18 protein-coding genes and 1 riboswitch are annotated in these 24,134 nt (G+C 51.9%); of the genes, 5 read left to right on the top strand and 13 right to left on the bottom strand.

All coding sequences use genetic code 11. The features are described from left to right. The 6 genes from ACO0LG_RS06380 to ACO0LG_RS06355 form a co-directional block, all read right to left on the bottom strand. A complete protein-coding gene (locus tag ACO0LG_RS06380) occupies positions 1-792 on the bottom strand; it encodes a thiazole synthase (RefSeq protein ID WP_423024466.1) in 792 nt (263 codons plus the stop codon). A gap of 170 nt (positions 793-962) precedes the next feature. Continuing rightward, entirely contained in the window at positions 963-1,163 is a 201-nt protein-coding gene (gene thiS, locus ACO0LG_RS06375) for a sulfur carrier protein ThiS (RefSeq protein WP_423024464.1), read from the bottom strand. A gap of 2 nt (positions 1,164-1,165) precedes the next feature. Beyond that, on the bottom strand, positions 1,166-3,079 hold the full coding sequence (gene thiC, locus ACO0LG_RS06370) for a phosphomethylpyrimidine synthase ThiC (RefSeq protein ID WP_423024462.1): 1,914 nt from the start codon (positions 3,077-3,079) through the stop codon (positions 1,166-1,168). Positions 3,080-3,165: 86 nt separating this feature from the next. After that, positions 3,166-3,267: riboswitch (TPP riboswitch) on the bottom strand. 71 nt (positions 3,268-3,338) lie between these two features. Beyond that, positions 3,339-5,480: a tetratricopeptide repeat-containing diguanylate cyclase gene (locus ACO0LG_RS06365; protein WP_423024460.1), complete on the bottom strand. Its 2,142-nt coding sequence runs from the start codon at positions 5,478-5,480 to the stop codon at positions 3,339-3,341. Between the two features lie 68 nt (positions 5,481-5,548). Next, entirely contained in the window at positions 5,549-10,093 is a 4,545-nt protein-coding gene (locus ACO0LG_RS06360) for an EAL domain-containing protein (protein WP_423024458.1), read from the bottom strand. Between the two features lie 206 nt (positions 10,094-10,299). After that, complete coding sequence (locus ACO0LG_RS06355; protein WP_423024456.1) at positions 10,300-11,376, bottom strand: ABC transporter substrate-binding protein; 1,077 nt, start codon at positions 11,374-11,376, stop codon at positions 10,300-10,302. An 81-nt stretch (positions 11,377-11,457) separates the two neighbouring features. Here ACO0LG_RS06355 and ACO0LG_RS06350 point away from each other — a divergent pair, with 81 nt between their 5' ends. Further along, positions 11,458-11,691, top strand: a complete 234-nt coding sequence (locus ACO0LG_RS06350) for a hypothetical protein (protein WP_423024454.1) — start codon at positions 11,458-11,460, stop codon at positions 11,689-11,691. A gap of 221 nt (positions 11,692-11,912) precedes the next feature. Here ACO0LG_RS06350 and ACO0LG_RS06345 read toward each other — a convergent pair whose 3' ends face one another. Continuing rightward, on the bottom strand, positions 11,913-12,146 hold the full coding sequence (locus tag ACO0LG_RS06345) for a hypothetical protein (protein WP_423024452.1): 234 nt from the start codon (positions 12,144-12,146) through the stop codon (positions 11,913-11,915). A gap of 22 nt (positions 12,147-12,168) precedes the next feature. Next, on the bottom strand, positions 12,169-12,588 hold the full coding sequence (locus ACO0LG_RS06340) for a TonB-dependent receptor plug domain-containing protein (RefSeq protein WP_423024450.1): 420 nt from the start codon (positions 12,586-12,588) through the stop codon (positions 12,169-12,171). A 367-nt stretch (positions 12,589-12,955) separates the two neighbouring features. Here ACO0LG_RS06340 and ACO0LG_RS06335 point away from each other — a divergent pair, with 367 nt between their 5' ends. The 3 genes from ACO0LG_RS06335 (at position 12,956) to ACO0LG_RS06325 (ending at position 17,368) form a co-directional block, all read left to right on the top strand. Further along, a complete protein-coding gene (locus ACO0LG_RS06335) occupies positions 12,956-15,781 on the top strand; it encodes a valine--tRNA ligase (RefSeq protein ID WP_423024448.1) in 2,826 nt (941 codons plus the stop codon). 131 nt (positions 15,782-15,912) lie between these two features. Continuing rightward, positions 15,913-16,368 (top strand): DUF2147 domain-containing protein, encoded by a 456-nt coding sequence (locus ACO0LG_RS06330; protein WP_423024446.1) that lies wholly within the window; start codon positions 15,913-15,915, stop codon positions 16,366-16,368. A gap of 199 nt (positions 16,369-16,567) precedes the next feature. Continuing rightward, positions 16,568-17,368 (top strand): substrate-binding periplasmic protein, encoded by an 801-nt coding sequence (locus ACO0LG_RS06325; RefSeq protein ID WP_423024444.1) that lies wholly within the window; start codon positions 16,568-16,570, stop codon positions 17,366-17,368. 51 nt (positions 17,369-17,419) lie between these two features. Here ACO0LG_RS06325 and ACO0LG_RS06320 read toward each other — a convergent pair whose 3' ends face one another. Then, entirely contained in the window at positions 17,420-19,108 is a 1,689-nt protein-coding gene (locus ACO0LG_RS06320) for a sensor histidine kinase (RefSeq protein WP_423024442.1), read from the bottom strand. 232 nt (positions 19,109-19,340) lie between these two features. Here ACO0LG_RS06320 and ACO0LG_RS06315 point away from each other — a divergent pair, with 232 nt between their 5' ends. Beyond that, entirely contained in the window at positions 19,341-19,589 is a 249-nt protein-coding gene (locus tag ACO0LG_RS06315; RefSeq protein ID WP_423024440.1) for a YdcH family protein, read from the top strand. Positions 19,590-19,621: 32 nt separating this feature from the next. Here the strand turns inward: ACO0LG_RS06315 and ACO0LG_RS06310 are convergent, their stop codons facing one another. The 4 genes from ACO0LG_RS06310 to ACO0LG_RS06295 form a co-directional block, all read right to left on the bottom strand. Then, the gene (locus ACO0LG_RS06310; protein ID WP_423025557.1) at positions 19,622-20,422 is read right to left on the bottom strand and encodes a DUF3025 domain-containing protein; all 801 of its coding nucleotides are present in this window, start codon (positions 20,420-20,422) and stop codon (positions 19,622-19,624) included. Between the two features lie 16 nt (positions 20,423-20,438). Further along, positions 20,439-21,503 carry a dihydroorotase gene (gene pyrC, locus ACO0LG_RS06305; RefSeq protein WP_423024438.1) on the bottom strand — a complete coding sequence of 355 codons (1,065 nt, stop codon included), beginning with the start codon at positions 21,501-21,503 and terminating at the stop codon, positions 20,439-20,441. A gap of 144 nt (positions 21,504-21,647) precedes the next feature. Beyond that, the gene (locus tag ACO0LG_RS06300) at positions 21,648-22,397 is read right to left on the bottom strand and encodes a hypothetical protein (RefSeq protein ID WP_423024436.1); all 750 of its coding nucleotides are present in this window, start codon (positions 22,395-22,397) and stop codon (positions 21,648-21,650) included. Between the two features lie 221 nt (positions 22,398-22,618). Then, on the bottom strand, positions 22,619-24,134 hold a 1,516-nt coding region (locus ACO0LG_RS06295), incomplete at its 5' end, for a beta strand repeat-containing protein (RefSeq protein ID WP_423024434.1).

The raw sequence follows: 24,134 nt of genomic DNA, 5'->3' as shown, positions 1-24,134 counted from the left end.
TCAGACAATGCGACCAGCCATCGGGGATGATGGTGAAGCCGCAAACTTGCGTGGCATACGCCCCGCCAGGAATGCCTCACGTCCAGCTTCCACCGCCAGGCCCATGGCGCGCGCCATGCGTACCGGGTCTCGGGCACCTGCAATCGCGGTATTCATCAATACGCCATCGCAACCCAGTTCCATCGCGATGGCGGCATCCGACGCAGTACCTACACCAGCATCCACCAGTACCGGCACTTTAGACTGCTCGATAATCAGCGACAGATTCCAGGGATTCAAGATACCCATACCTGAACCTATCAATGAAGCCAGCGGCATGATGGCAACGCAACCTATGTCTTCCAGCATGCGTGCCTGTATAGGGTCATCACTGCAATACACCATGACATCAAAACCATCTTGCACCAATGTCCTGGCCGCCTTCAGGGTTTCAGGCATATTCGGGAACAAAGTTTTTTCATCCCCTAACACTTCGAGCTTGCATAGCTTGTGGCCTCCCAATAATTCACGTCCGAGTTGCAGGGTGTACACTGCATCTTCAGCGTTATAGCAACCGGCTGAATTAGGCAGTATGGTGTATTTACTCGGTGGCACTACGTCCAGCAGGCTAGGTGCATTCGGGTCTTGCCCTATATTCACACGGCGGATTGCCACCGTGATGATGTCGGCACCACTGGCTTCCGTTGCCAGGCGGGTTTGTTCGAGGTCTTTGTATTTACCGCTGCCAACCAGCAGGCGGGAGCGGTAGGTTTTTCCGGCTATGCTTAAGCCTTGTGTGTTTTCTGTGTTCATAAAATTCTTTCAAATTTGTGAAGGCCAAGTAATACGTCATAGATTGGACTGCACCCTGTTAGCGCCGTAGGTTGGGCTACGTTTTACCAGCCCAACACTGGGCCTTGAATCAACATGCACGTTATTTGAATGCCGAGTGTTGGGCTGATGAAGCGTAGCCCAACCTACACTCATCCGCCACCAATCGCCCTCACCACATCAACCTTGTCATCGACTCGCAACTGATGCTCCGCCCACTGCGACCGCGGAATAATCTGCCGGTTCACCGCCACGGCAATCGCCTGCTGCGACAAGTTCAATTGTGCAATCAAATCTGCCAGCAGCGCGCTGCTCAGTTGCCGTGGTTCCCCATTAAGCTGTATCTCCACCATGACTATTGCTTCTTATAGATTTCCGCACCAGACTTGATGAATTCAACAGCCTTGACTTCCATGCCTTTTTTCAGTGCCTGGATCTCGCTGATACCTTGTGCATTGGCATAGTCGCGCACTTCCTGCGTGATTTTCATCGAACAGAAATGCGGGCCACACATGGAGCAGAAATGGGCAACCTTGGCAGAATCTTTAGGCAGTGTTTCATCATGGAATTCGCGTGCCTTGTCGGGGTCAAGGCCGATGTTGAACTGGTCTTCCCAGCGAAACTCGAAACGTGCCTTGGATAAGGCATTGTCGCGTATCTGCGCACTCGGATGGCCTTTTGCCAGGTCTGCTGCATGGGCAGCAATCTTGTAAGTGATGATGCCATCCTTGACGTCGACCTTGTTGGGCAAACCCAGATGTTCTTTCGGTGTCACATAGCACAGCATGGCCGTGCCATACCAGCCTATCTGTGCGGCACCGATACCAGAGGTGATGTGGTCGTAACCGGGTGCGATGTCGGTCGTCAAAGGGCCCAGGGTATAGAAAGGTGCTTCATGGCATTGCTCCAGTTGCAGGTCCATGTTTTCTTTGATGAGGTGCATGGGTACATGACCGGGGCCTTCTATCATGACTTGCACATCATGCTTCCAGGCGATCTGAGTCAGCTCGCCCAGAGTTTTCAATTCACCTAACTGCGCTTCATCATTCGCATCATAGATGGAGCCGGGGCGCAGGCCATCACCGAGGCTGAAGGACACGTCATAGGCCTTCATGATGTCGCAAATGTCTTCGAAATGCTCGTACAGGAAACTTTCTTTGTGGTGCGCCAGACACCATTTTGCCATGATGGAACCACCGCGTGACACAATGCCAGTCAAACGCTTGGCTGTCATCGGCACATACTGCAGGCGCACGCCAGCATGGATGGTGAAGTAATCGACACCTTGCTCGGCTTGCTCTATGAGGGTATCGCGGAAGATCTCCCAGGTCAGGTCTTCTGCCTTGCCGTTCACTTTTTCCAGCGCCTGATAAATGGGCACAGTACCGATAGGCACAGGTGAATTGCGGATGATCCATTCGCGGGTTTCGTGGATGTGCTTGCCAGTGGAAAGATCCATCACATTGTCGCCACCCCAGCGTATTGCCCAGGTCATTTTTTCGACTTCTTCACCGATGGACGAGGTCACTGCGGAATTGCCGATATTGGCATTGATCTTGACCAGGAAATTACGGCCTATGATCATCGGCTCGATTTCAGGGTGATTGATATTCGCGGGGATAATCGCACGGCCACGGGCGATTTCTGAACGCACGAATTCTGGCGTGATTTCTGCCGGAATTGAGGCACCAAAAGACTGACCAGGATGCTGGCGCCCCATGACTTCTGCCAGCTTGCTGCCCATGGGGCCAGAAGCTTTCAGGTTTTCCAGATATTCTTTTCTACGCAAGTTTTCACGGATGGAAACAAATTCCATTTCCGGCGTGATGATGCCCTGGCGTGCATAGTGCATTTGCGAGACATTTTTTCCTGCCAAAGCGCGGCGTGGCAGGCGTTTCAGGTTGAAGCGCAGCTCGGCCAGCTTGGGGTCATGCAGGCGGGCAATGCCATATTCAGATGTGGGACCAGTCAGCTCTTCAGTGTCATTACGCTCGGCTATCCAGGCACCGCGAACGGATGCCAGGCCAGAACGGATATCGATCTTGACGGCAGGGTCGGTGTAAGGGCCAGACGTGTCGTACACATAGATAGGTGGATTTTTTTCCGAACCAAACATGGCTGGTGTATCTGACTGACTGATTTCGCGCATGGGTACGCGGATATCGGGGCGGCTGCCCTGTATATAAGTCTTGCGGGAATTCGGCAGTGGCTGTACGGCTGCCTCATCTACCGTAGCGGTAGCGGACAAGAATTGCGGGTTGGCGTTCATTTTGGCTCCTTTGCTTTGTTGGCATGGAGCCAGCAAAGGAGTTTCCAAAACAGGTGCGCGCGCAGATCAATACATAACACAGGCGGCACAAGCTTCGGCAGCTTCCCTTCGCTGGCATTATCCAGATCAGGTTCGAGGGTATTTCTCACCCGCCAACAAGATTGATGGCAGGACCCCTAGCATTTTTTCTTCGGGTTCCAGAAATAAATCCAGAACCGCGATGACGGCAGATTATACGACTTTTTTAAACCCAAGTGCTTTATTTGATGGCGCTGGCAAGTTCTTCATCCGACACTGTTGCCGACGCAGCAAGGTTGCCTTCTGGCAGATTTACCGGCCCATGCACCTCTATCAACTCGACCATACCTGCCTTGATCGCAGCCGACAGATCATGATCAAGTACGGGCAAGGCTTCTTCATAGGCGATCAATAATTTGCTGACACCATAGGCACGGTTGCGGCCATTGACTTTGCCCAAATATAAGGCCATGTCAGCAATTTGCAGGGCTTTTTCCCAATTGCAGATGACTTCTGGTAAACCAGAAAATGGCAGGCTGATGAAACCGGCAGTGAGTGTGACGGGGACACTTGCTCCATCAGTCTGAATGTTTTCTTCACCTATGCTACGCAAGATGCGCTCGACCAGGCCTTTGAGTTGTGCAGGGTTGGAGCGTGGGGAATAAATCAGGAATTCTTCACCACCCCAGCGCAACACCATATCACTGTCACGCACAGTACTGCGCAAGCGGCGCGCTACTTCAACCAGTACAGCATCACCGGTTGCATGACCAAAGTTATCATTGATATTTTTAAAATGATCAATATCCATGAGTATCAGGCAATCTGGATTATCCAGCGCATCCTCACGCCTTTCGCCTTCTGGCAAGACCGCCCTGCCCTTCATCATATCGACAAAAGAGCGACGGTTATACAAACCTGTGAGGGGGTCACGCACGGCATGAAATTCGAGTTGTTGATTGACTTCGCGCAGCTTTTCATTGGTCTTGCGCACTCGCCGATACAGGAAAAAAACCACCATGCCGACCATCACCATGATGACGGCAGCCAGCATCAGCACTACTTGCTGCAATTGCCGGTTTTTGATATCGGCGTCCTTGAGCTGGTTCTCGCGCGCCAGCAATTCAATCTGTTTTTTCCTTTGCTGGGCATTGAATTGCTCTTGCAAAGTGGCTACGGCACGCGCCCGGTCAGAGCGGAATAATTCATCGCTGAGTTTCTGCTGCTCACGTACCGTCGCCAGCGCCTCCTTGTACATATCGGCGGCCTCATACATATTGCCGATTTCACTGAGCAGGTTTTCCACATCCGACTTGGAGCCGGTTTCCATGAAAAACTTCTTGGCTTCATTGATGTAGCCTATGCCTTGGGCGAATTTCTTTTGACCGGCCAGAGCGAAGCCTATATTCGCCTTGGCAATGGCAATCGCAAAAGGATCATTCACAACCTGGGCTTTTTCCAGTGAAAAACGGGCGGCGCGTTCAGCTTCTGTAAACTTGCGCACATGCAGGTAATAGTCTGCGATATTGCCGAGCGCCGTGGCGGCCACTGCGGGCATGCCAGCATCGGTGGCTATCTGCAATACGGTCTTGTAGGCCTCCAGTGCCTCATCATGACGACCCAGGTCTATCAGGGACAGGCCGCGCGTCATTTGCAGTGAAGAAGTGATTTTGGGAGAGTCTATGCCGGGCAACATTGCCAGGGCTTCATTAGTGGTTTCCAGCGCCTTTTCTGCATTATGCATATTCAGGTAAAGTCTGGCGATGGATTCCATGCGGTACAACCTGGCTTGTGCGCTGCGGCGTGGCACCTGATCAGCCAGCTTCAGTGCTTCAAGAAAATAGGGCAGTGATTTGTCAAAGTTACCTATCGCCAGCTGCACCATGCCAAAGGCGATATTCAAACGCATGAGCACTTCAGCATTTTTTGAATCACGCAGGCTTTGCTGTATATCATTGAGCTTCACCAGCGCCATGGCGAACTTGCCCTGGTCCAGCATCTGAAAAGCTTCGCCTATCAGCGCCATATTGATCATGTCATTGTCTTTTTGTGCCCTTGCCAGTTGCAGCAATTCTGCATTGGCGGCATCAGCCTCCTTGATCTTGCCAGCGTCATACAAGATGCCTATCAGTGTATTCAAGACTTCGGCACGCAAGACATACTCGGCATCTTTGCCGAGCCGGTCTTTGTAGTCCTGCAGTTGCTTGAGGGCTGCCGTATTGTCACGGTCTGAAAGGGTATGGATGATTTCTATCTCAGAAAAATCAGGTTTGGCCTGGGCCTGCGCCTGTGCCTGCGCAGCGCCGCCCATGCATAACAAGGTAATAGCCAGCAAACCCGGCATCAGCCTGGTGTGCCACTTGGGGAGTTGAAGCTGCGACATGCAAGCTCTCATTATTCTATCCGTGTCTCTGTTCATTTTTTTCAGGCCAGGGCTATTCCACCCCGCTTTTATTTACCTGTCTGGTCCAGGAATACGCAGCCCACTTGCGATAATATTTCGTCTTCCAGTTGCTGCGCCGGTATAGGCTTGCTCAGATAGAAGCCTTGCAGTATATCGCAGGACTGGGCGCGTAAAAATTCCAGTTGTTCGCGAGTTTCTACCCCTTCGGCCACTACTTCCAGACGCAGGCTGTGTGCCAGCGCGATGATGCCAGTGACGATGGCTGCATCGTCGGCATCACCCGGAATATCACGCACAAAGGACCTGTCTATCTTGATGATATCAACAGGGAAGCGTTTAAGATAAGACAAAGATGAATAGCCAGTACCAAAGTCATCGATGGTCAGCCTGACACCCAGGCTGCGTAAACGGTCCAGTACGGCCAGGGTATCTTGCGCATGCTCCATCAGCGTGCTTTCGGTGATTTCCAGCTCCAGCATTTTCGCTGGCAGGCCAGTATCGAATAGGACCTGTTCCACGGTATTGGCAAAATCTTTTTGCAATAACTGGCTGACAGACAGGTTCACAGCAACCCGCAGATGCTTCATGCCCTTGTCCATCCAGTTGCGCATTTGCGCGCAGGCGGTGCGCAAAACCCATTCGCCGAGTGCAATGATGAGGCCGGTTTCTTCTGCCATGGGAATAAATTCTAATGGCGAGACCATACCACGGGTAGGATGGAACCAGCGCACCAGCGCCTCGGCACCGATGATCTCGCCACTGTCCATGCGAGCCTGCGGTTGATAAAACACCGCCAGCTCATTGCGCTCCAGTGCACGGCGCAGGTCGTTTTCCAGACGTACCCGCTCAGAAATCGAATGTTCCATTGCCGCTTCAAAAAACTGGAAGTCGGTATTGGTTTTCTTGGCGCGGTACATGGCAGTGTCTGCATGCTTGACCAAGGTGCCTACGTCCATGCCGTCGCTGGGATAGACAGAAATACCTATGCTGGCGGTCACAAAAATATCATGACTATCAATCTGAAAGGGTTTGGCCAGCGTGCGGCAAATGTTTTGTGCCGCCGATGCGGCGGCAGCTGGTTCAGCCAGCTCGCTGAGCACCACGGTGAACTCATCGCCACCCAGGCGTGCCACGCAATCGGCATTGCGCACACTGCGGCGTATGCGCTGGGCAACGGCGATCAGCAGGCGATCACCGACGTCATGACCGAGCGTATCATTGACGTTCTTGAACCTGTCCAGATCAAGGAACAGTACTGCCACTGATTCGACATTTTCTTTGGCCATGGTCAGCCTGCGACCTAGCTGATCCAGAAACTGTGTGCGGTTCGGCAAGCCAGTCAGCACATCGTTGAAAGCCAGGTGACGTATGCGTTTTTCCGCCTGGTTCGCTTCTATGATGCGGCGCACGCGCTGTGACAACACGGCAAAATGGATGGGTTTGGGAATATAGTCGCAGGCACCGGCAGCAAAAGCTCTTTCCACCGACGTATTGTCTTCGAGGGCGGTGATCATCAACACCGGTATGCTGCGCCCACGCGGCATTTCCTGTATCAGGCTGCAGGCGGTAAAACCATCCATGACAGGCATGACGGCATCCATGAGAATAACGTCGGGGCGCATGCGCTTGAGCATCAATAAGGCTTGCGAGCCATCAGCTGCCTCTTCGACTTTGAAGCCATCTCTTTGCAGGGTATGGCGCAGTGTGCTGCGGGTGCTGCGGTCATCATCCACCACGAGTACTTTGGCAACATGGCGGCTATGGCTGACGACACCCTGGTCTTCCAGGAATACTTCATTACCCAGTTCAGATGCTACCGCTTCATAGGCCTGGTGCAGGCTATTGAGCAAGGGAGGAATTTCTGACAGATGTCGCTCCAGTGCCAGTTGTTCGACTTCCTTGGCGTATTGCAGGAGATTGCTGGCCCCCAGGTTGCCACTGCTTCCTTTAATGGAGTGTGCCATGGCACGCACCATTTCTGCATCGCCTTGCTGCAGGCCCTGGCTCAGTTGTTCCAGATAGACTGGAGTGTCTTCCAGGAACAGGGATACTGTCTGCTGCAAACCAGGCCCCAGTATGTCGCGCAACTTGTCAAACACCATGCGGTCCAGTGGGTTACTGTCGAGCGGTTGCAATTGCCCGTCCGCTGGTAAGGCCCGCCCTGCTGCACCGCCATGGGTAAGCCAGCGCTCCAGTTTTTGGCGTAACTCTACCAGGGTGATAGGTTTGGCCAGATAATCGTCCATGCCTATCGCCAGGCATTTTTCTGCATCGCCACGCTGGGTATTGGCGGTCATCGCGACGATAGGTGTGCGCCTGCCCAGACCGTCTTCATAACTGCGTATCCTGACGGTAGCTTCATAGCCATCCATTTCCGGCATGCTGCAATCCATGAGTATCAGGTCATAGCGGTTGCGGCGTGCGGCCTCGACCGCTTCCTTGCCATTCCCGGCAAATTCGCAATGGCAGGCGGATAGTGACAGCATGCCCGCTGCCACCATCTGGTTAGTGCGGTTGTCTTCAACCACCAGCACGCGCCACTCAACCTGACCACCCTGTGCAGGATGACGCGCCACGTCCATATCCCTGGCAGGCATGGGCACAGGTGGCCTGACCATGCTTGCCGCAGCTGGTAACTGTACCTGGGTTTCAGTCAGCAATAAATGCCGCAAGGCTTGCAGCATTTTTTCTATATGCACGGGCTTGCTCAGGCAGATTTCTGCTGCCGTGGAATTGGTATCTCCTGCACAGCCATTTCTGTCCAGCGCCAGCGTGTGGATGCCGCTAAAACGATGATCATTGCGCAAACGGCGCGCCAGTTCAACGCCATCATCATCCATGCTGGCAACATCCATGATGACCAGGGAATGGGGTGCGCCTTCTTTGACGGCCTGATCCAGCAAGCGCAGGGCCTGCATGCCACTGGCAACTGCATGGCATGCCATGCCATGACGGGAAAGTTGTTGCAGCAAAAAACTGCGCACAATCTCACTGGGATCAACGATGAGTATACGCTCGCCCTGCAACTCGGTGCTAGCCAGGGCTGGCTTATCAGTGCTGCTGATGTCGCTGGCACTGCCGGCCCTGCATTGCATGCTGAAGTAAAAATTACTGCCCTGACCCGGCATGCTGCTGACACCAATTTCGCCGTGCATGAGTTCCACCAGTTGCTTGCAGATAGCCAGACCGAGGCCGGTGCCACCATATTTGCGTGTCGTTGAACGGTCTGCCTGGGCGAAGGATTCAAACACATTGGCGACGGCGTCTGTCGACATGCCTATGCCAGTATCGCTGACTTCAAAACGCAAGCTTATCGTGGCAGCAGGATCTGTCTGATCGTGGTGCTGGCTCAATACCACCCGTACCGCTATTTCACCATGCTCGGTAAACTTGATGGCGTTACCTATCAGGTTCATGAGTATCTGGCGCAAACGCAAAGGATCACTCTTGATGCGCAGAGGGACTTCATCAGCAACCAGATACGCAAGCTCCAAGCCTTTTTGCTGGGCAGACTTGGACAATAATTCCAGCACTTCAGCCACCAGTTTATTCAAATCGAACTCGATTTCCTCGACCTCTACCTTGCCCGCTTCCATCTTGGAAAAATCCAGGATGTCATTAATGAGTTCTATCAGGGACTGGGAAGAATTCCAGGCTACATCCACGCATTCGCGCTGGCTACGGGTCAGGCGCATTTCCTTGAGCATGTCGAGCATGCCAACCACGCCATTCAAGGGAGTGCGTACTTCATGGCTGACGGTGGCAGCAAATTGCGCCTTCATGACGGCGGTATGCAAGGCCTGATCGCGTGATTGCTTGAGCTCAGCCTCGCGCTCTTCCAGCACTGCCATCATCTGGTTGAAGGCATGCGCCATTTCCATGATGTCTTTTGAACCTTGAGGTGTGGCGCGCATGCCGGACTCACCCGCTTCTGCCCTGCCCATCAGGGCTGACAACTGGTTCAGCGGACGTATCATCTGCCTGGACATCAGGCGTATCACGGCCAGCAGGATCAACGCGAATGAGAAAGTGATGGCCAGATTGCCCATCAACAGCGACGACACCAGTTTATCCAGCGTGGTCTTACCGATCACCACATGCACATAACCCAACAATTCCGGCTTGCTCTCCTGGACTTCAAACGGTGAGGCTTCCGCTTCACCGGCAAATACCGGGGCGCTGAAACGCCAGTCCTGCTCACTTTCCTGTTCCAGCCTGGCACTCGACAATGGCCCGGCAGGATGCACCTGCAAAGGTGGCAAAACGACGCCAGGTTTGCTTTGTGAAAGTAGTACCTCATGATTTGCATTGGCAATTTCTACCTGCAGGACATCAGGGAAAGCCAGGGTGGTGGCCACCACTTCCCTGGCATTGTCAGCAGAGTGGTACAACAGGGCCAAGCGGCTTTGACGGGCCAGATTTTCTGCCACTTGCTGGCCTTGCACAACAAAGTAAGCGCGCATGCGATGGCTGGCCTGCCATGAATTCATGATGGAAGAAAATAAGGCCAGCACCAGGATAGCGGCCGTGATGATGACCGTGAGCTGGAGACTGAAACCTGTGCGGCGAAAGTAATTGCTGAAAAACTTCATACTTGAACCACATTACTTATGGCCGTTCACCATCTGGCATCGCTGGTGAACAGCACTCTGTCTCAGAATATTCAAGATCATCTCAGCATCCCCGTGTATGCATGACATGCTTGGCTCTTTCACTTCTATGCTCTTCGTTTCTGCTTTTTATTCTTTACATCGCAGGCGCACGGCAACCTGCCTGCAACAACAATCAATCGTCATCTTCAAGGCTCAGGGAAGATGGAATCAAAACTTCTCTGGCTTTGATAATCAATGTTCAAACCCATGTGGCTGGCCGTGCGCAAATTCACTGCCACCAGGACTTCGCGCAACAAGGACACACCAGACCTGCGGCCATCGCCACTCACCGCACTATGGGCAGCCATGGCCAGGCTATGCCCCAGCTCCAGATTATTCGGATAGAGCGCGAATAAAGCGCCTTTTTTTGCGTGTAAAAAACTGCTGGAAAAGAAGGGGATGCCGCGGTTCCATGACTCACGCAGGACCAGCGGCAGGATGCTGCCTTCCTCCACCGTCGTTGAGTCTTGTGGTAACCACAAGGCGTCACGTCGGTCTGCACTGGCAAAGGCCGCTTCGTACTGATGGGCCGCGCCAGCAAGATCTTTGGCTTCATAGGTCACCAGCTCCAGCCCTTGCTGCTTCGCTGCCTCACGCGCCAGTTTGATCAGCGACTCATTGTTTTTGGGGTCATACACAACGATGACTCTTTTGACGCCTGGCAGCAGGCTTTTGAGGCGGGTAAACAACAAGGCCGGATCGGGCATGAGGCTGACGCCCGTCATACTGCGGCTTTCACTTTCCGGGATGTTCAGGACACCACCAACCACCACGGCAATCTCGCGGTCCAGGCCACTGGCCAGCTTGACTCCCTGACGGCCAAGGGCAATGACGACCCTGACACCGTTACGTTTTAATTGTACATTCAAGTCGGCGGTTTCCAGCTTGGCGCCTATCGGCATGCTGATCACCGGCATGCGTGACTTGCTTTCTATGCCTTCGATGATCTTGGCAAAAATACTGCGGTAAGGCTCACCCATGTCCGGATAAAGTACCGCCAGGCTGCCGCCCGTACTGACCTCAGGGCGGCGTCCCTGGGTAACGGCATCAGCGAAGACCAGATGTTCGCCATAATGGTAGCCCATGCGTAAATCCTGGGCCAGTGCGGGCGTCGGGGTAGGTAATTGCGGCACCTGGTTTTGCAGCATGGCCAGGTCTGGTTTGAGCATGGACAAAGGTATGGGCTGCTGAGCCATGACAGGGGACACGAGCAAAAACAACATACACAGCACGAAATTGAAAAACTGGCAGGCGTGCATAAGCAAGCCTGCTTTCGCATCAGTTTTTTGACTGAGGCGGCAAGCATGGATATCAGAAAAATAAGAACAGCCTTTTTCCAGCATCTAACGTTTTATTCCTTCTTCTATTTTCAACACAGTTTCGTCCTGCTTTTTGTGGCGCTTGCCGCTCCTGCTGTTATTACTATCGTTATTACTATCGTTATTCCTGCCATTATTGCTACCATTATTACTGCTGTTTTTTTACAAACAAACTATCAGGCTGCCACAGCCATACTGCGAATTAACCATCAACATTAACAGATTTACGCACGCCCCCATATCGAAATTGATGCGCCTGCTTTATTCACCCGACAAGCGGTCAGGCATCGCGATAAAAGATGTTCGGCATTTCTATAATTTATAGCTAAATTGCAAAAAAACCGAACGGCCCCCCATGGGAATGTCGTTTGGCATATTGATAAAAGTCGTACTGTAGGGGCTGGGTTCGCGTACATCGGCATTCAGGAGATTGCGCACTATCACAGTCCAGTCCCAACCCGTATATTTTTATTTGTCTCTATGGTCAAACCCAGCTTGATGTAGTCCTTCAGATTCGGAGGGGTATCACCAGATCCTCTCTGCCTGCCACCGTTTTCATTCTGACAGTTATTACCAGTCCTGACGATGTCGGACATCTGATGATGAAACAGAATCAGGCCCGATTGCAAACCTGGTCGCGCCTGCCAGGGCAGCGTCAATTCAGTTGTGCACATTCTCTTTATCCTCAGTACCAGATTAGCATTCACACTGATCAAATCCCCTTGATGCATCTAGCTCAACCAAAGCACGTAGCCCGGCGGTGCGACTATGTTGCACAGATACCGCAACATTGATGCGGCCCCTTTCATCTCCATGTAAAACCAAGGTATCACAGCTATTGAAGGAACCCAGACTGATACCAAAGCGGGCGCCATTCATCAGCACCAGTACTTCTGGTTTACTGAGCGCACTACACACCCCGCGTACGGCGTAAGTAGCCATATTCAATACGGTAGAACGTTCCAGATGCAAACCGGGTATGGTTTCCAGTATGCCATCCAGGTTGGTGGCACCGGTTGCTTCTATATCGGCAGCAGTAATTACCGTCGCCACGGCGGGTGCGCGGCGCAAAAGGCAGGGTCGAACCTGTGGCAAGGCTGATGACAGACTCGTCACCGTATTTATCGCCGGATTTGTCACCATAGGCCAGGGCCAGGTCTTCTTCCGTATTCCGTTCTTCAGCCGTCACAGGCTGAGGCAGGACTATCAGCAGCAAGACAAAATGCAGGGCATATGCCGTATTGTTCAGGCTTTTCATGATATCCCCTGAGATTTTCAAACATCTTAATCCAATCTTTCCGGCAACAACAAGCCAGATGCATGACAGCAATATGGCATTTGTCGCTTTGCTGCCGACAAATGACAAGATTTAAAATATTTATTGTCTTTAACATATTTTATTAAATGCTATCCGCAGGAAAAACCGCCTTCTGCACTTTCCTCATTTATAATCAAAGGTTTAGCAATCACCGCAGATCATATTATGGAATTAGCCAAGTCTTTTGAGCCCGCAGAAATCGAACAATCCTGGCGTGGCGAGTGGGAAAAACGTGGATATTTTGCCGCCACCATGGATGAAGGCAAACCCTCGTTCTCGATACAACTGCCACCGCCAAATGTGACAGGCACCCTGCACATGGGCCACGCCTTCAACCAGACCATCATGGATGGTCTGACGCGTTACTACCGCATGCGCGGTCACAATACGGCCTGGGTACCGGGTACTGACCATGCTGGTATTGCTACGCAAATCGTGGTGGAACGCCAGTTGGATGCTCAAAAGATTTCGCGCCATGATCTGGGCCGTGAAAAATTCCTGGAAAAAGTGTGGGAATGGAAAGAGAAATCGGGCTCCACCATCACCGGCCAGATGCGCCGCATGGGTGCGTCTGCCGACTGGGACCGTGAATATTTCACCATGGATGCCGAACGCTCGAAGAGTGTGACCGATGTCTTCGTCAAACTGGTGGAGCAAGGCCTGATCTACCGCGGCAAGCGCCTGGTCAACTGGGACCCTGTCCTGGGTACGGCGGTGTCTGACCTGGAAGTGGTGTCGGAAGAAGAAGATGGCTCGATGTGGCATATCCGCTACCCGTTTGCAGATGGCTCGGGCCACCTGACGGTAGCAACAACCCGCCCAGAGACGCTGCTGGGTGACGTGGCCGTGGCGGTTGACCCAACGGACGAACGCTATATCCACCTGGTTGGCAAAATGCTCAAGCTGCCACTGACAGACCGTGAAATCCCGGTAATTGCTGACAGCTATGTCGACAAGGAATTTGGTACTGGCTGCGTGAAGATCACGCCTGCGCATGACTTGAACGATTATGCAGTTGGCCAGCGCCATAAACTGGAGATGATTTGCATTTTCACTCTGGATGCTAAAATCAATGAAAACGCCCCAGCCGTATACCAAGGCATGGACCGTTTCGTCGCCCGCAAACAAATCGTTGCTGACCTGGATGCACTAGGTTTGCTGGATTCAGTCAAGCCGCACAAGCTGATGGTGCCACGCGGTGACCGTACCAATGTGATCATCGAACCGATGCTGACTGACCAGTGGTTCATGGCCATGAGCAAACCAGCACCAGAAGGGACGTTCTTCCCAGGTAAATCCATCGCTGAAGTAGCGCTGGAAAAAGTCGCTGATGGTGAAATCAAATTCATCCCGGAAAACTGGACCACGACGTATAACCAGTGGCTGAACAATATCCAGGACTGGTGTATCTCACGCCAACTCTGGTGGGGCCATCAAATCCCGGCCTGGTATGGCGATAATGGCGAAATCTTTGTTGCGCATGATGAAGCCGGTGCACAAGCCAAGGCAATTGCTGCTGGTTACACTGGCGCATTGAAGCGTGATGATGATGTGCTCGACACTTGGTTCTCGTCTGCGCTGGTGCCTTTCTCTACTATGGGCTGGCCAGAAGAAACACCGGACATCAAACACTTCCTGCCATCGTCGGTACTGGTGACCGGCTTTGACATCATTTTCTTCTGGGTAGCGCGCATGGTCATGATGACTACGCACTTCACAGGCAAGGTGCCGTTCAATACCGTGTATGTGCATGGTCTGGTGCGTGATTCCAGTGGCCAGAAGATGTCCAAGTCCAAGGGCAATACCCTGGACCCTATCGATCTCATCGACGGCATCACAGTGGATGAACTGGTAGCGAAACGTACAGCTGGCCTGATGAACCCTAAACAGGCTGCCAGCATAGAAAAAGCCACGCGCAAGGAATTTGCCGATGGCATCCCTGCCTATGGTACGGATGCCTTGCGCTTCACCATGGCCAGCTATGCATCACTGGGTCGCAATATCAATTTCGACCTGGGCCGCTGTGAAGGCTATCGCAACTTCTGCAATAAACTGTGGAACGCAACCCGCTTTGTTTTGATGAATACTGAGGACAAGGATTGCGGCTTTGGCGTAGATGTAGGCGCAGCAGATCTGGAATACTCGCAAGCCGACAAATGGATTATCTCTACGCTGCAACATGCAGAGGCAGAGGTAGAAAAAGGTTTTGCTGACTACCGTTTCGACAATATCGCCTCTGCCATCTACAAATTTGTCTGGGATGAATATTGCGACTGGTATCTGGAAGTCGCCAAAGTACAGGTACAGCAAGGCAATGAAGCGCAGCAACGCGCGACTCGCCGCACTTTATTGCGCGTGCTGGAAGTGATCTTGCGCCTGGCCCACCCTATCATTCCTTTTGTCACTGAAGCACTGTGGCAAACAGTGGCTCCGCTGGCAGGCAAGACTTTGAACCCGGCTGGTGACAGTATCATGATCCAGCCTTATCCGCTGTTTGTCGCTGAAAACGTCGATACTGCGGCAGAAGCCTGGATGCAGGCACTGAAAGCCATGACCGACGCCTGCCGCAACCTGCGTGGTGAAATGCAATTGTCTCCTGCTCTGCGCGTACCACTGTTGTTGCAGGCCGCGAATACAGAAGACAAGGCCCGCCTGCAATCTTTTGCGCCTTATCTGCAAGCACTGGCGAAACTGTCTGAGGTATCCGTGGTTGATGCCTTGCCTGAATCACCGGCACCGGTATCCGTCGTTGGCGAATCGAAGCTGATGCTGAAAGTGGAAATCGACGTGGCAGCAGAACGTGCACGTATCAGCAAGGAAGTCGCCCGTCTGGAAGGTGAAATTGCCAAGTTGGAGACCAAGCTGGGTAACGAAGGCTTTGTCGCCAAGGCACCTGCACAGGTCATCGCGGTTGAGAAAGAACGCCTCGCAAATTTCAAAGCCACTTTGCAAAAACTGCTTGAACAATTGGGCAAATTGCCACCAGCATAAAGTAGCGTCACTAAGCTGGCAGTACTATGGGTTAAAGTAGGTACTCTAAAAATATTGTACGTGGTGAAAATTTTGCCACGTACAATCAAATCACATAAATCAGAGACCTCAGTTTTTCTTTTGGAGACAGCATGAAAAAAACAGTTCCATTCGTATTATCAGCATTCATCGCATTCGCAGGCATCCCACTACTGGCACAGGCTGAAGAAAGCCCTGTTGGCCTTTGGAAGAGCATTGATGACAAATCAGGCAAGCCCAAGGCGCTGATACGCATCACTGAAACCGCTGGCGAATTGCAGGGCAAGATAGAAAAACTGTTTCTGGAAGCGGATGCGCCCGAAAAGAACCCAAAATGCGACAAATGTGAAGGTGTCAACAAAGACCAGCCCATCGTCGGCATGATCATCTTGTCTGGCCTAAAAAAAGAGGGTGACGAATACACCGGTGGAAAAATCCTCGATCCGGGCAATGGCAAGCTGTACAGCAGCAAACTCAGTATCATAGAAAACAACAAGAAGCTGAATGTACGTGGCTACATAGGCGCACCGATGTTTGGCCGTACACAGACCTGGTTGCGCGAGCAATAAGTCTGCAACACCAGATAAGGTCACAACACAACATTACAACGGGAGCGCAGGCTCCCGTTAATGTTTGTCATTCATGATCCAGCATGATTTGGCCTGCATACTGTGGTCAGCCCCCCCCTGTTGCACGCCAGCGACTTGCCAGAAATAGCAATAAGGCAGATGATAGGCTACTGAATCCCTTTTCGATGAAGGCGGTATCATGAAAAAAGCATGCTCATCCTGGTTTGCTGTTGCTCTACTGATACTGCTATTGCCTGGCTTGTCATGGGCACAAGGGCAATTGCTCAAAATTGCCACAGGTGAACTCCCGCCTTATGCCACCGAAAGCCGCGCAGACAAAGGCATCGCCCTCAGCATAGTACGGCGCGCTTTTGAGCTCGAAGGTTATCAGGTGGAATTTACTTTCCTGCCCTGGTCACGCGCACTGGCTGAAAGCCGGGCAGGTAAATGGGATGGCACGGCTTACTGGGGTCACAAACCTGAGCATGATGCAAGTTTTTTTCTGAGTGACAACGTCATCACCGAGCAATGGGTATTTGTGTATCGCAATGCCCTGGACTTCAAATGGAAGCAGCTGGACGACCTCAAGCCTTACCGTATCGCGATGATACAAGACTATACCTATACGCCAGAAATCTGGGCCATGGCGAATAAGGGTGACTTGAAGATGGAAAAACTGCCGAATGATACGACGGCCCTGAAGCTCTTGCTGTTGAAACGGGTAGATATTGCCCCAATGGAGAGAAACGTCACCTGTGATTTATTGGCAAAGAACTTTTCCCCTGCTGATGCGGCTCAACTGTCTGCGCACCCAAAACTGATGACAGAAAGTTTTACTACCCACCTGATGATGTCGCGTGGCCTTCCCACCAGTGCGGGCAGGGTTGCTGCATTCAATAATGGCTTGAAAAAGCTGCGCGCTTCTGGCGAATATCAAAAACTGTCTTCCCAGGTGAATTGTCCGCAAGGCTGGTCTGATGTGGCCAAGTCCAATCACTGAATTCGTCTTCACCATTCGCTTTCACTACTCAGCTTCACTACGCCACCTTTACTACTCCATATCATCAGCATGACCAGGAGCACACAGTGGCATTTGCATGATAAAGCTGCTGCCTTTTTCCAGCTCGCTCGATACTCGTATGCTGCCTCCGAGCACATCGCACACCAGGTTATAAACGATATTCAAACCCAGGCCACTGCCGCCCTGCCCCAGCTTGGTGGTGAAGAAGGGATCAAAGATACGCCCGAGGTTGATGTCAGCAATACCAACACCGTTGTCATTGACGCTTAATTCCACTTTGGCCGGCTCCGTATCCAGCAAATGTCCCCTGATATCGATGATGCCATTTTCGCGGCCATCAAAGCCGTGCAGGATGGCATTATTGACGAGGTTGCTGATGATCTGCCCGAGTAAACCTGGGTAGGCGTCCAAGCGTATTCCAGGCGGGATATTGATACGGACTTCATGCACATGATGCCTGATGCTGCCCCCCATGGTCAGCATGGTTTCCCTGACGACTTCATCAAGGAAAAACAAACGGCGCTGCGCGCTGGTCCTGTCTACCGCCACGCGCTTGAAACTGCCTATCAGGTCAGCTGCGCTGTGCAAATTGCGCAAGAGTATATCGCTGGCCTGCAGGTTATTCTCGATATAATTTTGCAAAGCCGCGCGGGTGACACCCTGCACCATTTTCTTGTTGAATTCGCGGCTGAGGTCATGGATAGTGCTGGCTACCGTCACTGAATTACCGATCGGCGTATTCAGTTCATGGGCCACACCTGCCACGAGCGAACCAAGGGCGGCCATTCTGTCACTGCGCTGGATTTCGGCATGGGCACTATTTAAATTATCGAGGGCTGTGCGTAATTCCTGGTTCGATACATTCAGCTCTTTGGTGCGGTCTGCAACCCGTTGCTCCAGCGTGGCATTATGGCTGGCCTGCTCGTTCATCAACTCACCCAGACGCAAACGCATGGAATCCACCCCCAGGGCCAGGCTACCCAGTTCATCGGGCCGGGCGGCACTGACAACTTCTTCCAGATGTCCTTCACCGAGGCGATCTACATCGCGTTGCAATTGCTGCAAGGGACGCATCATGCGTTTTTGGAACAGCAGCCATAACAGGAAAAAAGAAATCAGCAATTGCACCAGGATGGCAGCACCACCCTTGAGGAATTTTTTGAGGAATTCCTGCTCCATCCAGTAACTGCTCATCTCTATCGTGACCCGGCCTATGACCGTGCCATCTTTGCGGATATTGCGGGTTTCACTGATCAAGCCCTGCCTTTGCTGTATTGCCTGCTCAGCATGGACGAAACGGCCCAAGGCGGCATCTTCGACAATAATGCGCACGACATCCGGATTGAGCATGACTGAGTTGACAAAACTCTGGGCGCTGGTTGCATCGACTTGCCACAATGGCACGGGCATGGTTTGTTCCAGCATGCTGGCATATTGCTTGAGCGGGCCACGCACGCGCACATCATATTCGCGCTCATAACTATCCTTGGCCAGTACAGAACCAAGCAGGATGGCAGGGATCAGGATACCCAGGCCTATGCCCAGTACGATGGCCTTACGCAAGGACAAAGTAGCTGAACGCCACCCTGTCTGCTGGCCTGTTGATACGGAAGGATGAGAGTGCTTGCTGAACATCGTTGCAGCCAGTTCCGGTGTTAGCCTAAAGCCATAACGGCAGAATTTGTCCAGACCATGGATCCAGACCTGATTGATTTGCAAAGAAGCAGTAGCCTGAGTCTCAATGGCATATACCTGAAGGTACTCCGCGTTGCACAAATATTCTACCTGAAATTGATTATGCCTTCTTTGATTAGCATTTCACTGTGGCAAATCTGAAAAACCGGCAGGCAGTATTTCTCGCCTTACCTTGATGTAGATCAAGGATGGTGAACTTTATAAGCTTAACATGAAGACAAGGAAAATCTTTTCCTCAATCGTCAAAGGAGTATCCATGCAAGTTGATCACCATCCTCTTTCCACCGAGTTCCCTGAATTCAAACAAGCCATACATGAACTAAAAGCTGACAATGCTCATTTTGCCAAGCTGTTTACTGAGTATGACGAGGCAGACAAGGCCGTCAATCGTGCAGAAAACGGCGCAGAACACCTGGGTGATGTCGCACTAGAGGATTTGAAGAAAATACGTCTCAGCCTGAAAGATCAGTTATTCCATATCTTGCAGACCAGCGCTGCGGTCTGATTGATGCAACTTGAGTTCTGAAAACGCCGGGCTCAGTGTCGGCGTTTTGCTCTGAAGACATGCTGGTCTTCATAAAAAGCCGCATCTTGCTGGGGCCACCAACCTGGTAAGCCAAGCACAGGCAATGGCGTGTAATTTGCTGTTGTCAACGCCTGACTGGCAAGTTGCTGCGCCACCACGGCGTCAATATGCGCACGTCTGGCGATTGCATCCAGTGTGAAATAAGCCGGCTCCACCATCACTACCCAGGTGTGTGCAGTGATCGCCTTATAAGGCTGGACCAGCTTTTCCATCAGGGCATGGCCAAAGCACCAGACTTCAGCACAGCGACCGAATTTATCTGCCTGCATGACGAAGGCATCCTGCCATGCATGGGTGCGCAAGGCTGCGATCAGGTTCGCGCCTTCAGTCGTATCAGCAAGAATCAGCAAGGCAGCATTCTCATCAAAGATAGTGGCAGCATCACGCGCCGGGCCGCGTGATTTGCCTATACCCAAAGCAGCAATTTGTGCAGCCTGCAAGGCATTCAACTGCCGCTTGATGGCCGGAAAAGTCAGCCACACCAGGGCATTGAAAAAATCATGCAGGTTCTCCCGCGTGGGCACCAGGCCAGTAGCACTGATATGCGCTTCATAAGCCGCGCCCTCAGGCAATTCTTCCTGCGTGATAAAACGTAACGGCAGCTCAAGATGATTGCTCAAACCTGCCTGCGCGGCAAACTGATTGAGTTGTACACGCCAGTCGTCTGCGGCCAGCAAGCCTTGAGCCGCTGGCCTGACTGCAGAAAACCAGGCTTGCGACCAGTCTATGTCATCAAAAAAACGCGGCGTCATGAATTGCAGGGCAAATTTATGCAATGCGTATTTTCCAGTGCAGGGTTTCACCACTGTTCAGCGGCACTATGCTGCTATCGGCGAACGGCAATTCTGCCGGCATTTGCCAGTCCTCACGCACCAGGGTGATGCTGCCGCTATTGCGTGGCAATTGATAAAAGTCAGGGCCATTGAAGCTGGCAAATGCTTCCAGTTGATCCAGTGCACCAGCCTGCTCAAACGCCTGGGTATACAATTCCATCGCATGCAAGGCAGTGTAGCAACCGGCACAACCGCAGGCATGCTCTTTCAAACCCTTGGCGTGCGGGGCAGAATCAGTACCCAGGAAAAAGCGTTTGCTGCCCGAGATGGCCGCTTTGACCAATGCTAATCTATGCGTTTCACGCTTCAGTACTGGCAGGCAGTAATAATGCGGGCGTATGCCACCTTTGAAAATTTCATTACGGTTGTACAGCAGGTGATGGGCAGTAATCGTTGCGGCAATCGGGCCGCCAGATTCTGCTACATAGGCAGCAGCATCACTGGTGGTGATATGTTCAAATACCACTTTCAATTCCGGCATGTCTTTGCGTAGTGGTTGCATGACGCGGTCGATGAACACAGCTTCGCGGTCAAACAAATCAATCTCGGCATCTGTTACTTCACCATGCACCAGGAAGGGCATGCCGACTTCCTGCATGGTTTCCAGCGTCTTGTAGCAATTTTTGAGATCAGTCACGCCAGCATCAGAATTAGTGGTGGCACCTGCTGGATACAACTTCACGGCATGCACAAAGCCACTGTCCTTGGCTCGGCGTATTTCATCCGGTGGCGTGTTATTCGTCAGGTACAGGGTCATCAGCGGTTCGAAGTTCATGCCCGCTGGCAGAGCCGCAAGTATACGATCACGATAGGCAGCAGCCTGTTCAGTTGTCGTGACTGGTGGCTTCAAATTAGGCATGATGATGGCGCGGGCAAACTGCGCTGCTGTATGCGGCAGCACGCTGGCCAGTGCTGCGCCGTCGCGTACATGCAAATGCCAGTCGTCTGGGCGGGTAATGGTGATTTGTTGCGGGGATGTGTGAGTAGTAGAGGCAGTCATGGTAGCTCGCAGTGACGGAATACCGGCATTTTACCTTTTCCATCCGTGTTAAGCACCTTTGCCTGCACAGGCCAGTGACATTTCACTGGGGGGCTGAGTTGGAAAAATATTGAAGTAGCAACACTCGTTCAGCGCCAAATTTTCTTAATGACATGCAATTACAGGATCAAGCTTACCGCCAAAGCGCTGCAATGCCATGACCCGCATGATCAGTGCCTGCTCAGGCAATATATCCAGCGCGTTTTGCGGCGATGTGCCCTGGGTCATCAACAATGCCTTGTCCTGTGTGTGCGCCAGGCCTAGTATATGACCTAGTTCATGCCCTAGAGGCTTGCCCATCAGGAAATAGGGATTGGCATGTCTGTCCTGGCGCTGCATAAGTACATCGTTAAATACTGCTTTACCTGCGGGCAAATTGCCAAATGCATCGGCCACTTTGCCTGCCGGGGAGGGCATTGCCGTAGCAAAAATGATGGTCAGTTGATTGCGGTTCTCAGTCCACGCGGGTAACTCGTTTACTGGACGGAATTTGAAATTGAAAGTAATGCGCGCCTGCTGGTAATAGCGGTTGACGAGTGCCATATAAGACTGCAACTGTTCTGGCTTACTCCAGATCGCAGAGTCCTTGAAAAACACAGCCACATCGACTTCTATGCTTCTCTTGCTTTCGGCTTCGCGGCACATGGCCGCATTCATTGCGCAAACTGGCTGCTGATCAGGAAAAATTTTAAATGCGCGTGGTAAATCAGCAGCATGCAGATGTGACCAGTCGAGTGCCTGCCATTGATATTTTGAGGGCAGTATTGTGCTGCAGTCTGGTAGCGTAGTCTGCGAAGGCTCCGCGTGTATCGTGGAAGTAAACAGCAACATGCCTGCATATGTGCAGGTGCGCATGGCGTGTCTTGCTGACTTGATCGAACGAGGAAATGAGTACATAAAAATTTGGCTGGTGTCTTCGAGGTGATTGTGATGCTTCACATGCAAAGGCGCAGCAATTTTATTGTATCTGTGTCTGATGACGACAGTTACAAACAAGCCCGGCACTTTGCAGTGTCGGGCTCGTTTGTTTTTATCACTCTATGCAGGAGATTGCTCTCCTGTTATTACCAACCGAATTAAGCGATGAAGTCGCCAGCGACGATGGAACCTGCGCCAACCAGTTTAACGATAAAGTCAGTTGCATCAACAGTACCTACAGTACCACCGATATTTTGGAAGGCATAAGTACCAGCTGCTGTACCTGCGGCTACAGTGATCACGTAAGCCTGGGTATTTGCTGCCAGAGACGCGCCAGCTGCAGTTGCTGCTGTAGCGATTGCTGCTGCCAGGGTAGATACGTCAGCGGTTGCGATGGACAACAGGTTCAATGTTGTCGCTGCTGTGCCAGTTTTGAATACGTCCGCGCCAGCAATTTTGAAGTTTGCCACTGTATCGATGTTAGCCAATACAGAACCGGAAGCAATCACATCAGCACCCGTTGCAGTGGTGGATAAATTGATCGTATCAGTACCAGAACCGCCAGTAATGGTGGTGTTACCTGTACCAGTCCCCAGAATATTCAGAGTCTGACCACCTGTGCCCAGAACAACATTACTGATGTTAGTAGCAGCAGACTTAGTGAAGTTCAAAGTCACGCCAGCGCCGTTTTCATTTGTCACTGTCCATGCAGCATTGGTACCACCAGTTACATTGACAGTTTCAACGCCAGTTGTTTTTGTGCTCAAGTTAATTGATGCGGTTACTGCACCAACGTTCAGCACATCATTACCCAAGCCACCGTTGATAGTAGCGATGGTAGCGTTATAGATTGCTTCGCTGATGTTCAGTGTGTCATCGCCTGTACCACCAACAACGCTCGCTGTATTAACAGCAGCGGTGAATGTATTGGTACCGTTAGCCAGGTTGTAGTTTTCAGTGTTGGCCAGAGCTGTAACCGTACCCGCTGTTGTCAGTGTGAGCGTTTCTGTCCCTGCTGCAGTCACCGTGGCGAAAGCAGCCCACTGCGCAGCGGTCATCGTGAATGAACCATTTGATGTGAACAATGCCTGCTCAAAACCAGTGATATTGGCTGCGGAAATATTGCTGCCATTTGCTAATATCAACAAGTCAGTTGTACCAGAGCCGGCAGTGAAAGTACCACTATAAGTCTTCCCTTCCAGTGTCAACTGATTATTACCATTACCGAGGTTGATATTGCCAGCCAGCATGGAGCTGCCAGAGTTGGCCAGGAAAACGCGGTCATTACCGCTGCCACCGTTGATGGTAGTAACACCTGCAGTCGCAACGTTGAAGTACACGTCGGTTGATGTATTGTCTGTAGCGATGGTTTTGATGTTGGTAATAGTATTGCCACCACCAATAACGATACTGCCGCCGCCAGTAAAGGTGATCATGTCTGAATCGCCAGCGTTACCATTGACAGTTGTGCCAACCAGCGCTGCTGCATTACCTGTGAAGTTATCGTTCACGCCTGCAACGCTGTTGAATGTACCGCCAGCAGTGAATGCTGTTGGAGACAAAGCAGAACCGCCACCGTTGATTGGGGATGTACCAACAACACCTGTTGTTACTGTTGCGCCGCCAGACACTGTTACAGCATTGCTGACTGTAGTGTTGTTGACGTTACCACCA

Origin of the sequence: Undibacterium sp. Ji42W, from assembly GCF_049340405.1 — a bacterium.
Classification (GTDB): Bacteria; Pseudomonadota; Gammaproteobacteria; order Burkholderiales; family Burkholderiaceae_D; genus Undibacterium.
Note: the sequence above shows the minus strand (reverse complement) of the source record. Positions and strands in the feature narration are given on the sequence as shown.

What these genes read in the sequence shown, in the direction of transcription:
- ACO0LG_RS06365 (WP_423024460.1), bottom strand. Translation starts at nt 5,480, where the DNA reads ATGTCGCAGCTTCAACTCCCCAAGTGGCACACCAGGCTGATGCCGGGT.
- ACO0LG_RS06355 (WP_423024456.1), bottom strand. Translation starts at nt 11,376, where the DNA reads ATGTTGTTTTTGCTCGTGTCCCCTGTCATGGCTCAGCAGCCCATACCT.
- thiS (WP_423024464.1), bottom strand. Translation starts at nt 1,163, where the DNA reads ATGGTGGAGATACAGCTTAATGGGGAACCACGGCAACTGAGCAGCGCG.
- ACO0LG_RS06310 (WP_423025557.1), bottom strand. Translation starts at nt 20,422, where the DNA reads ATGACGCCGCGTTTTTTTGATGACATAGACTGGTCGCAAGCCTGGTTT.
- pyrC (WP_423024438.1), bottom strand. Translation starts at nt 21,503, where the DNA reads ATGACTGCCTCTACTACTCACACATCCCCGCAACAAATCACCATTACC.
- ACO0LG_RS06300 (WP_423024436.1), bottom strand. Translation starts at nt 22,397, where the DNA reads ATGCGCACCTGCACATATGCAGGCATGTTGCTGTTTACTTCCACGATA.
- ACO0LG_RS06330 (WP_423024446.1), top strand. Translation starts at nt 15,913, where the DNA reads ATGAAAAAAACAGTTCCATTCGTATTATCAGCATTCATCGCATTCGCA.
- ACO0LG_RS06380 (WP_423024466.1), bottom strand. Translation starts at nt 792, where the DNA reads ATGAACACAGAAAACACACAAGGCTTAAGCATAGCCGGAAAAACCTAC.
- ACO0LG_RS06345 (WP_423024452.1), bottom strand. Translation starts at nt 12,146, where the DNA reads ATGTGCACAACTGAATTGACGCTGCCCTGGCAGGCGCGACCAGGTTTG.
- thiC (WP_423024462.1), bottom strand. Translation starts at nt 3,079, where the DNA reads ATGAACGCCAACCCGCAATTCTTGTCCGCTACCGCTACGGTAGATGAG.
- ACO0LG_RS06325 (WP_423024444.1), top strand. Translation starts at nt 16,568, where the DNA reads ATGAAAAAAGCATGCTCATCCTGGTTTGCTGTTGCTCTACTGATACTG.
- ACO0LG_RS06315 (WP_423024440.1), top strand. Translation starts at nt 19,341, where the DNA reads ATGCAAGTTGATCACCATCCTCTTTCCACCGAGTTCCCTGAATTCAAA.
- ACO0LG_RS06350 (WP_423024454.1), top strand. Translation starts at nt 11,458, where the DNA reads ATGGATATCAGAAAAATAAGAACAGCCTTTTTCCAGCATCTAACGTTT.
- ACO0LG_RS06335 (WP_423024448.1), top strand. Translation starts at nt 12,956, where the DNA reads ATGGAATTAGCCAAGTCTTTTGAGCCCGCAGAAATCGAACAATCCTGG.
- ACO0LG_RS06360 (WP_423024458.1), bottom strand. Translation starts at nt 10,093, where the DNA reads ATGAAGTTTTTCAGCAATTACTTTCGCCGCACAGGTTTCAGTCTCCAG.